Source organism: Stenotrophomonas sp. SrG, from assembly GCF_050031795.1.
Classification (GTDB): Bacteria; Pseudomonadota; Gammaproteobacteria; order Xanthomonadales; family Xanthomonadaceae; genus Stenotrophomonas; species Stenotrophomonas rhizophila_A.
Map to the genome: position 1 here is coordinate 1 of NZ_JBNBBE010000019.1, position 9,726 is coordinate 9,726.

8 protein-coding genes are annotated in these 9,726 nt (G+C 67.3%); all 8 read left to right on the forward strand.

The genetic code is table 11. The features are described 5' to 3' along the window. Positions 1-273 precede the first annotated feature (273 nt). The 8 genes from ACQG3P_RS16185 to ACQG3P_RS16220 all read left to right on the forward strand — a co-directional run bounded on the left by ACQG3P_RS16185 (position 274) and on the right by ACQG3P_RS16220 (position 9,715). Positions 274-1,050: a flagellar brake protein gene (locus tag ACQG3P_RS16185; protein ID WP_426805622.1), complete on the forward strand. Its 777-nt coding sequence runs from the start codon at positions 274-276 to the stop codon at positions 1,048-1,050. Positions 1,051-1,193: 143 nt separating this feature from the next. Next, positions 1,194-1,685 (forward strand): chemotaxis protein CheW, encoded by a 492-nt coding sequence (locus tag ACQG3P_RS16190; protein WP_068851606.1) that lies wholly within the window; start codon positions 1,194-1,196, stop codon positions 1,683-1,685. Between the two features lie 146 nt (positions 1,686-1,831). Beyond that, entirely contained in the window at positions 1,832-2,215 is a 384-nt protein-coding gene (locus ACQG3P_RS16195) for a hypothetical protein (RefSeq protein ID WP_068851603.1), read from the forward strand. A gap of 94 nt (positions 2,216-2,309) precedes the next feature. After that, positions 2,310-4,670 (forward strand): methyl-accepting chemotaxis protein, encoded by a 2,361-nt coding sequence (locus tag ACQG3P_RS16200; RefSeq protein WP_426805623.1) that lies wholly within the window; start codon positions 2,310-2,312, stop codon positions 4,668-4,670. A 200-nt stretch (positions 4,671-4,870) separates the two neighbouring features. Beyond that, a complete protein-coding gene (locus tag ACQG3P_RS16205) occupies positions 4,871-7,138 on the forward strand; it encodes a methyl-accepting chemotaxis protein (protein WP_426805624.1) in 2,268 nt (755 codons plus the stop codon). Between the two features lie 53 nt (positions 7,139-7,191). Then, complete coding sequence (locus tag ACQG3P_RS16210; protein ID WP_184123722.1) at positions 7,192-8,058, forward strand: CheR family methyltransferase; 867 nt, start codon at positions 7,192-7,194, stop codon at positions 8,056-8,058. After that, positions 8,055-8,651 (forward strand): chemoreceptor glutamine deamidase CheD, encoded by a 597-nt coding sequence (gene cheD / locus ACQG3P_RS16215; protein WP_068851592.1) that lies wholly within the window; start codon positions 8,055-8,057, stop codon positions 8,649-8,651. Before ACQG3P_RS16210 ends, cheD begins: the two co-directional genes overlap by 4 nt. Then, positions 8,648-9,715, forward strand: coding sequence for a protein-glutamate methylesterase/protein-glutamine glutaminase (locus ACQG3P_RS16220; protein WP_068851589.1), 1,068 nt, complete (start codon positions 8,648-8,650; stop codon positions 9,713-9,715). The genes cheD and ACQG3P_RS16220 overlap by 4 nt, the downstream gene beginning before the upstream one ends. Positions 9,716-9,726 lie beyond the last annotated feature (11 nt).

Consider the following 9,726-nt stretch of genomic DNA (forward strand, 5'->3'; position numbering starts at 1 on the left):
CGCCACGCCGCCCCGGCCCGCCCGCGTGCCCCGACCGCGCCGGTCCGCCGCGCGGCGGTGCGCGAACCCGTACTGGCCAACGAAGGCGACTGGCAGGAGTTCTGATCGTCGCCGCTGGACGCCCCTGACACCACCCCGCTGCGGCGGGGTGGTGCTTTTTGGCCGAACGTACCGCTACACACATTGGCCCTACATTATTGTGAACTGCTGCCGATAAACGGACAGAGACCTGATATCGCACGATATCCGTACCCGCCCAACGCAGCAGAGTCCATGTCCGAAGGCAGCCTTGACCCCCATGACGCATCCCATGCCGCCCTTGATGACGGCACGGACGATCGTTACCTGGTCCGCAACCCCCGGCAGATCCGCCAGCTGCTGCAGGCGCTGATCGACCAACGCTCGCTGATCAACGCGCACCTGGGCGGTCGCGACCAGTCCTTCCCGACCGCGATCCTGGAACTGGACGAAGACGACGACTGGCTGCTGCTCGACGGCAGCCCGTCAGAGCCAGCCAACCGCGCCGCCGAAGACGCCGGCCACCTGCTCTGCTTCGCGCAGCTGGACCGTGTCATGGTCCGCTTCCGGCTGGACCACCTGGAGCGCACCGGCGGCCACCGCCACGTCGCCTTCCGCGTGCCCTTCCCCACCGAGCTGGTGCACCTGCAGCGCCGCGAGCTCTATCGGCTGGAAACCCCGTTCACCGACTCCCCGCACCTGCTGTTCCCGATCAACGAGGACCGCAGCGAAGCCCTGCACCTGCGCGTGGTGGACATCAGCGGCGGCGGCCTGGCCGTGACCGTGCCGGTGGACTGCAACGTCTTCAGCATCCAGAAGCGCTACGACGCCCGCCTGGACATGCCCGAAAGCGGCCCGCTGCAGATCTCGCTGATCGTCTGCAACCAGCTGGCGGTCAAGCTGCCCAGCGGCGTGGAAATGAAGCGCATCGGCATGCGTTTCGATGGCCTCCCGCGCGGCGGCGACAGCGCCATCCAGCGTTACATCTTCCGCATCGACCGCCAGCGCAGCGCCCGCAAGAACGGGGAATGACAGCGACGTCGGAACCGATTGGGAGGCCCGCGTAGGTCCGACCGTTGGTCGGACGCTCTTTCCTAAAGTCGTCGCCATCCAGGCCGATATCCGGAATGACGCCCCGGTTTTCCGACCGCCACGCCCGACCCAGGATTCCTTCCATGAACGACAGCAACCCCAACGCCGCCAGCAGCGGTGGCGAGTACCTCAGCTTCACCCTCGGCGCCGAGCACTACGGCGTGGACATCCTCAAGGTGCAGGAAATCCGCGGCTACGACTCCGTCACCCGCGTGCCCGATGCCCCCGATTACATCAAGGGCGTAATCAACCTGCGCGGCACCATCGTTCCCGTCATCGACCTGCGCCTCAAGCTGCGCCTGGACGAAGCACGCTACGACGCCTTCACCGTCATGATCGTCCTCAATGTCGACAACCGCGTGGTCGGCATCGTCGTGGACAGCGTCTCCGACGTGATCCCGCTCAACGCCGACCAGATCCGCCCCACCCCCGAGTTCGGCGCCGCCGTCGATACCCGCTTCATCTCCGGCATCGGCACCCAGGACGATCGCATGCTGATCCTGCTCGATATCGAAACCCTGCTCGACAGCGCCGACATGGGCCAGCCGGCCGTTGTCGAAGACGCCGCCGCCTGATCCGGCCGCTGCGACAGACCGGAACGACTTTCGTTCAACAAAGTCCTTAAGTTGTGTCGCAACTGGCCGATAGCTGGATTCAGGAACCGGACGCGCGGCCCGCCACGCCCCGGACCACTTATCCATATCCCCCGGAGAATCTCCCGATGAAGTCCCTGCTTGCTCTGCTTTCGGTCGCTGTCCTCGCCTCGTCCGCCTCGTCCGCTTTCGCCCAGTCGGCTGAAATGATCCCGCCGGAGCTGGCCGCGCGCGCCGTTGGCAAGGATGGCATGGTCTGCGGCAAGGTCGAAAAGGCCCGTTACGCCGAAGGTTCCGAAGGCCAGCCGACCTTCCTGTACATGGGCGGCGCCTTCCCGCGCCACACCTTCTCGGCCCGCATCGCCGGCGAGAACCGCGGCAAGTTCAGCTTCCCGCTGGAAACCCTGGAAGGCAAGACCGTCTGCGTGATCGGCAAGATCGCCCGCGACGCTTCGCGCGCTGAAATCGAAGTCAGCTCGCCGGCCGGCCTGAAGCTCGCCAACATCAAGTAATCGCCACACGCCCTGCCACGCCGGCCCAGGCCGGCGTGGCCGCTGCAACCGGGCGCCACGCCCGGACGCGTCTGCCACCGGAGAGTGCACCACCATGCAATGGATCAACAACCTCAAACTGATGCCGAAGTTGATGCTGACTTTCGGTGTAATCCTGCTGGTGATGCTGCTGCAGGGCGTGGTCGCCTATCGTGGCCTGCACTCCCTCAACAACGTGACCACCGAACTGGCCGGCAACCGGATGGAAAGCATCCGCATGGCCGGCGAAATGCGTGGCATGCTCGGTGAATACCGCAACTCGGCCTACCAGGGCCTGATCCGCGCCAGCGATGACGTCAAGGCCGAAGCCAAGACCCGCGCCGCCGACCTGCGCACCAAGATCGATGCTTCGATCAAGAAGTACCCCGCCCTGATCGACAGCCCGCAGCAGAAGAAGCTGTTCGACGCCTTCGCCAAGGACTGGAACGACTCGCTGGCCTCCTACGACTCGGTCACCGAAATGCTCGAGCTGGACCTGCCGGACGATGCCATCGACACCTTCGTCGGTGAAACCCGCGCCAAGCATCTCAAGGCTTCTGCCGCCCTTGAGACCCTGATCGCCGAAGACAACCGCCTTGCCCGCGCCTCGCGCGAAGAGGCCGAAAGCACCTACGCCACCTCCGCCACCCTGACCATCATCGCCCTGCTCGGTGGTGCCGCCATGGGCCTGGTGCTGGTGTACCTGTTTGCCCGCTCGCTGGTCGGCAGCGTCCGTGGCGCCGTCTCGGTCGCCAACGAAGTGGCCGGTGGCAAGCTCGACGGCCATATCGACGTCACCCGCAAGGACGAAGTCGGCGACCTCATGCAGGCCATGCAGCGCATGCAGCGCGACCTGCGCGACCGCACCGAAACCGAACAGGCCGTGGCCCGCGAGAACCTGCGCATCCGTACCGCGCTGGATTACAGCTCCACCGGCGTGTACCTGACCGACAACAACCTCAACATCGTCTACGCCAACCGTGCGCTGGAGCAGACCCTGTCCCAGTACCAGGACGACCTGCGCCGCAACCTGCCGGACTTCGACGCCTCCGTTTCGCTGGTCGGCCGCCCGCTGACCGTGCTCGAACACCGCGGCGAAATGGACGCCAGCCTGCTGGCCAACCTCAAGCAGCACGGCGTGGCCCGCCGCGCCATGCAGTTCGGCGATGCCCAGTTCGCCCAGGTCGTGTCCACCATCCGCAACGAAGACGGCGAGAGCGTCGGCCACGTGGTCGAATGGCGTGACCGCACCCCCGAAGCGCTGGTCGAAGCCGAAGTGGCCCGCGTCATCGCCCAGGCCGCCGCCGGCGACCTGTCCGGCCGCATCAGCGCCGAAGGCAAGGATGGCTTCTTCCTGCAGCTGGCCCAGCAGATCAACGGCCTGCTCGACGCCAACGCCTCCAGCATCGAACAGATCTCCGGCCTGCTCACCGCGCTGTCGCAGGGCGACCTGACCGTGCGCATGCACGGCGAGTTCGAAGGCGTGTTCGCCACCATGCGCGATGACGCCAACGCCACCGCCGAACAGCTCAGCGGCATCGTCACCCGCATCAAGCAGTCCAGCCAGGCCATCAGCTCGGCCGCCAGCGAAATCGCCACCGGCAACAGCGACCTGTCGCGCCGTACCGAACAGCAGGCCGCCAACCTGGAAGAAACCGCCGCCTCCATGGAGGAGCTGACCTCCACCGTGCGCCAGAACGCCGAGCACGCCCGCCAGGCCAACCAGCTCGCCATCGGCGCGCACACCGTCGCCTCGCAGGGCGGTGAAGTGGTCGGCCAGGTGGTGACCACCATGAGCGCGATCCAGACCTCGTCCAAGAAGATCGCCGAGATCATCTCGGTCATCGACGGCATCGCCTTCCAGACCAACATCCTGGCGCTGAACGCCGCGGTCGAAGCGGCCCGTGCCGGTGAACAGGGCCGCGGCTTCGCCGTGGTCGCCTCCGAAGTGCGCACCCTGGCCCAGCGTTCGGCCGGTGCGGCCAAGGAGATCAAGGGCCTGATCGACGACTCGGTCGGCAAGGTCAACGACGGTTCGGCCCTGGTGCACAAGGCCGGCGCCACCATGGGCGAAATCGTCGCCTCGGTGCAGCGCGTGACCGACATCATGGCCGAGATTTCCGCCGCCTCGCAGGAACAGTCGGCCGGCATCGAACAGGTCAACCAGACCGTGGTGCAGATGGACGAAACCACCCAGCAGAATGCCGCGCTGGTGGAAGAAGCCACGGCCGCTGCCCGCTCGATGGAAGAACAGGCCGGCCAGCTCAGCGACGCCGTGTCGATCTTCCGTCTCGACGAGCAGGAAGTGTCGCCCGCCGCACCGGTGTTCGCACCGGCACCGCGTGCGGTCAGCCGCCCGGCCGCAGCACCGGCGCGCAAGCCGGCCAGCCGTGCGGTCGCTGCCGAGCTCGCCGAGGGTGACTGGCAGGAGTTCTAAACCGCCCCGCGCCTCCGCGCAGCGGTGAAATACACAGGCCCCGATGCTCCGGCATCGGGGTCTTTTCATATCTGAAGCTGAATGCGCTCAGCTGGCGCCGCTAAATCAGCGCCGGCTTCTGCCGATAACTCCATTGCCTCGACACGTTCGTCGACGTCGGCTTGCGCTGTACGCCCCCGCTAGAGAAGGCCCCCCCGCCCATGAATCTTTCCAGTCGCTTCTCCAACCTGTCCGTCCGGGGCAAGTTGAACCTGCTCACCGCCCTGATCGCCGTCGGCGTGATCGCCCTGGCCATCATTGCCGCGCGCATCCAGTACCTGGATCTGGCCGAGACGCGCAAGGACGCCCTGAAGACCCAGGTCGAACTGACCTACGGCATCTTCGACCACTACAAGCGACTGGTCGGCACCGGCGAACTCACCGAAGAGGCGGCCAAGGCGGCGGCACTGCAGGCGCTGCACAGCATGCGCGCCGACGGCGAGAGCGCGTACTACAACGTGCTTGCCACCGACTACACCCTGCTCATGCACCCGTTCGCCCCGGACCGCGTCGGCAAGGTGCAGAAGGACTACCTGTCCAAGGACGGTGTGCCGCTGTACCTGCAGCAGGTGGACATGGCCAAGACCGGCGGCGGCTACACCTACTACTCCACCACCAAGCCCGGCAATGGCGAGGCGCTGATCGAAAAGGCCACCTACGCCGGCATGTACGCGCCGTGGCAGTGGGTGGTCACCAGCGGCGTCTACATGGACGACGTACAGTCCGACGCGCTGGCCTTCACCGGCATCATGGCCGGTAGCGGCGGCGCGCTGGTGCTGGTGGTGCTGGCCCTGAGCTGGCTGATCGGCAACCGCATCACCGGTCCGCTGCGCCAGGCCACCGGCGTGGCCGAGAGCATCGCCGGCGGCAAGCTCGACAGCCGCATCGGCCCGCAGGCCCAGGACGAACCGGGCCGCCTGCTGGAAAGCATGGGCCGCATGCAGCAGCAGCTGCACGCCGTCATCGGCGCACAGCGCGAAATGGCCAGCCAGCACGACGCCGGCCAGACCGGCTACCGTATGGACGAAACCGCCTTCCCGGGCGAGTACGGCCGGATGGTGCACGAAACCAACACCTTGGTCGGCGCCCACGTGCAGACCATGCAGGATGTGCTGGCCGTGATGCAGCGTTACGCCGTGGGCGACCTGAGCGCCGACATCGCCCGCTACCCGGGCGAAAAGGCCGCCATCAGCACCACCGTGGACACCGTCAAGCACAACCTGGCCAGCATCAACGCCGAGATCAAGCGCCTGGGCGCTGCCGCGGCCGCGGGTGACTTCAGCCAGCGTGGCGATGCCGCCCGCTTCGACCACGATTTCGGCCAGATGATCGCCAGCCTCAACGCGATGATGCAGGTCAGCGACGACAACCTCGGCAAGCTCTCGCAGCTGCTGTCGGCCATCGCCGAAGGCGACCTCACCGCGCGCATGCAGGGCGAGTTCCAGGGCGTGTTCGCGACCATGCGCGACGATGCCAATGCCACCGTGGCCCAGCTGACCCAGATCGTCGGCCAGATCCAGGAAGCGGCGGGCAACATCAACCTGGCCGCGGGCGAAATCGCCACCGGCAACAGCGACCTCTCGCGCCGTACCGAACAGCAGGCCGCCAACCTGGAAGAAACCGCCGCCTCCATGGAGGAACTGACCTCCACCGTGCGCCAGAACGCCGAACACGCCCGCCAGGCCAACCAGCTGGCGATTGGTGCGCACAGCGTGGCCTCGCAGGGCGGTGAAGTCGTCGGCCAGGTGGTCACCACGATGAGCGCGATCGAAGCCAGCTCCAAGCGCATTGCCGAAATCATCTCGGTCATCGACGGCATCGCCTTCCAGACCAACATCCTGGCATTGAACGCCGCCGTGGAAGCAGCCCGTGCCGGCGAACAGGGCCGCGGTTTCGCCGTGGTCGCCTCCGAAGTGCGCACCCTGGCCCAGCGCTCGGCCGGTGCCGCCAAGGAGATCAAGGGGTTGATCGACGAATCCGTGTCCAGCGTGGCCGACGGTTCGGCCCTGGTGCACAAGGCCGGCAGCACCATGGGCGAGATCGTCGCCTCGGTGCAGCGCGTCACCGACATCATGGCCGAAATCTCGGCCGCCTCGCAGGAGCAGTCGGCCGGCATCGAGCAGGTCAACCAGACCGTGGTGCAGATGGACGAAACCACCCAGCAGAACGCTGCACTGGTGGAAGAAGCCACCGCGGCTGCCCGCGCGATGGAAGAGCAGGCCACCCAGCTGGCCGACGCGGTGTCGATCTTCCGCCTCGACAACCAGGTGGCGGCCGCCGTCAGCGCGGTGACCGCCCGCATCGCCGCACCGGCCCCGCTGCGCAGCGTGAAGCCGGCGGCGCCGACCAAGCCCAGCCCGGTGAAGTCGGCCCCGGCCGTGCGTGCACCGCGCACCACCGCCGATGACGGCAACTGGCAAGAGTTCTGAGCGCCGGCGGCGGCCGCGCGGCCGCCGCCTCCCTTCTTCGATCGAGTTCGCCCGTGACCACGCCTACCGCACCTGCTTCCGCTGCCTCCTCGACCGGACGCGAATTCGAGTTCGCCGACCGCGACTTCCGCCGCATCTGCGACCTGATCTACCAGCGCGTCGGCATCTCGCTGGCGCCGGCCAAGCGTGACATGGTGTACGGCCGGCTGTCCCGGCGGCTGCGTGCGCTCGGCCTGCGCAGCTTCCAGGAGTACCTGGACCAGCTGGAAAGCCAGGGCGGGGATGAGTGGCAGGCGTTCACCAACGCGCTGACCACCAACCTGACCGCGTTCTTCCGTGAGCCGCACCACTTCGAGAAGCTCGATACCGAACTGCGCGCGCGGGCTGGAAATGGCACCCTGCAGCTGTGGTCGTGTGCGGCCTCCACCGGTGAAGAGCCCTACTCCATGGCCATCACCGCCTGCGAGGCATTCGGCACGCTGAAGCCGCCGGTGCGCATCCTGGCGACCGATGTGGACACCCAGGTGCTGGCCACCGCCAGCCGCGGCGTGTACGCCATCGATCGCGTGTCCGGTCTGGATCCGGCCATCAAGAAGCGCTACTTCCAGCGCGGCAGCGGCCCCAATGAAGGCCAGTGCCGCGTGCATCCGGCGCTGCGCGAGCTGATCGACTTCCGCCCACTCAACCTGCTGGCTCCGCGTTACGACGTCGGCGGCCCGTTCGACGCCCTGTTCTGCCGCAACGTCATGATCTATTTCGACAAGCCCACCCAGCGCGGCATCCTGTCGCGGCTGATCCAGCACATGGGCGACGATGGCCTGCTCTACACCGGCCACTCGGAGAACTACCTGCACGCCGCCGACCTGATCCAGCCGTGCGGGCGCACCCTGTACAAGCGCGCGCCCGGAGCCCCGGCATGAACCTGGCCGCCCGTCCTGATGACGTGATGCGTTACTTCGACAGCCGCTTCAAGGTCACCGCCGCCAAGCTGCTGCCGACCCAGTACCTGGTGGTCGACGACGAGACCGCACTGACCACCACGCTGGGTTCCTGCGTGGCCGCGTGCCTGCGCGACCCGGTGTTGAAGATCGGTGGCATGAACCACTTCCTGCTGCCCGAAGGCAATGTCGGCGATGGTGCCCCGGCGCGCTACGGAAGCTATGCCATGGAACTGCTGATCAACGACCTGCTCAAGCGCGGCGCGCACCGCAAGCGCCTGGAAGCCAAGGTGTTCGGCGGCGCCAACGTGCTCAAGGGCTTCACCAGCAACCCGGTGGGCACCCGCAACGCCGAATTCGTGCGCCAGTACCTGCAGGCCGAACATATCCCGGTGCTCGCCGAGGACCTGTGCGGCATCCACCCGCGCAAGGTGTGGTTCTTCGCCGACACCGGCCGCGTGGTGGTGCAGCGCCTGCCGCATGCGCACGAGGCCGAAGTGGCCGCGACCGAATCGGCCGTGCGTGCCCGCCTGTCCAAGGCCCCGGTCACCGGTGGCGTGGAGCTGTTCGAATGATCAACGGTTCACCCTGCAGGGTTTTGATCGTCGACGATTCGGCGGTGGTGCGGCAGATGTTGAGCGAGATCCTCGCCAGCGACCCGGCCATTGAAGTGGTCGGCACGGCGGCCGATCCGTTGCTGGCGCGCGAGAAGATCAAGCGCCTCGCCCCGGACGTGATCACGCTGGACGTGGAAATGCCGCGCATGGATGGGCTGGCATTCCTGGAAAACCTGATGCGCCTGCACCCGCTGCCGGTGGTGATGATCTCCTCGCTGACCGAGCGCGGCGCCGACACCACCCTGCAGGCACTGGCGCTGGGCGCGGTGGATTTCATCTCCAAGCCCAAGTTCGACGTGGCGCGCGGCCTGCAGGGCTATGCCGAAGAGATCATCGGCAAGGTCAAGATGGCGGCGCGCTCGCGCGTGCGCACCCTGGCCCGCCCGATCACGCCGCGCATCACCCTGGACGCCGTGCCGCCCTCGCCCGCACGTTCGATCCAGTTCCGTACCACCGACCGCCTGATCGCCATCGGCGCCTCGGCCGGCGGTACCGAAGCGCTGCGCGTGGTGCTCGAAGGCCTGCCGGCCGATGCCCCGGCGGTGGTGCTCACCCAGCACCTGCCCGCCACCTTCAGCACCGCCTTTGCCGAACGCCTGGACCGCCATTCGGCGATGTCCGTACGCGAAGCCAGCGACGGCGAAGCCGTGCTGCCGGGCCATGCTTACCTGCCACCCGGCGGCAAGCACCTGCGGGTGATCCGTGACGGTGCGCGCTGGCGCTGCCGGGTGGATGACGGCCCGGCGGTAAACCGGCACAAGCCGGCGGTGGACGTGCTGTTCCGTTCGGTGGCAGAAAGCGCCGGTGCCAACGCCATCGGCGCGATCCTCACCGGCATGGGCGACGACGGCGCGCGTGGGCTGCTGGAACTGAAGAACGCCGGTGCGCCCACCCTGGTGCAGGACGAAGCCACCAGCGTGGTCTGGGGCATGCCCGGCGCCGCCTTCAAGCTCGGCGCCACCGACGAGCAGGTTCCGCTGGAGCGGATCGCCGAACGCCTGATGGCGCTGGCGCGGGGATAACACCCCGACGA

Coding starts and splice junctions, on each gene's coding strand:
- ACQG3P_RS16195 (WP_068851603.1), top strand. CDS start 1,832: ATGAAGTCCCTGCTTGCTCTGCTTTCGGTCGCTGTCCTCGCCTCGTCC.
- ACQG3P_RS16220 (WP_068851589.1), top strand. CDS start 8,648: ATGATCAACGGTTCACCCTGCAGGGTTTTGATCGTCGACGATTCGGCG.
- ACQG3P_RS16185 (WP_426805622.1), top strand. CDS start 274: ATGTCCGAAGGCAGCCTTGACCCCCATGACGCATCCCATGCCGCCCTT.
- ACQG3P_RS16200 (WP_426805623.1), top strand. CDS start 2,310: ATGCAATGGATCAACAACCTCAAACTGATGCCGAAGTTGATGCTGACT.
- ACQG3P_RS16190 (WP_068851606.1), top strand. CDS start 1,194: ATGAACGACAGCAACCCCAACGCCGCCAGCAGCGGTGGCGAGTACCTC.
- ACQG3P_RS16205 (WP_426805624.1), top strand. CDS start 4,871: ATGAATCTTTCCAGTCGCTTCTCCAACCTGTCCGTCCGGGGCAAGTTG.
- cheD (WP_068851592.1), top strand. CDS start 8,055: ATGAACCTGGCCGCCCGTCCTGATGACGTGATGCGTTACTTCGACAGC.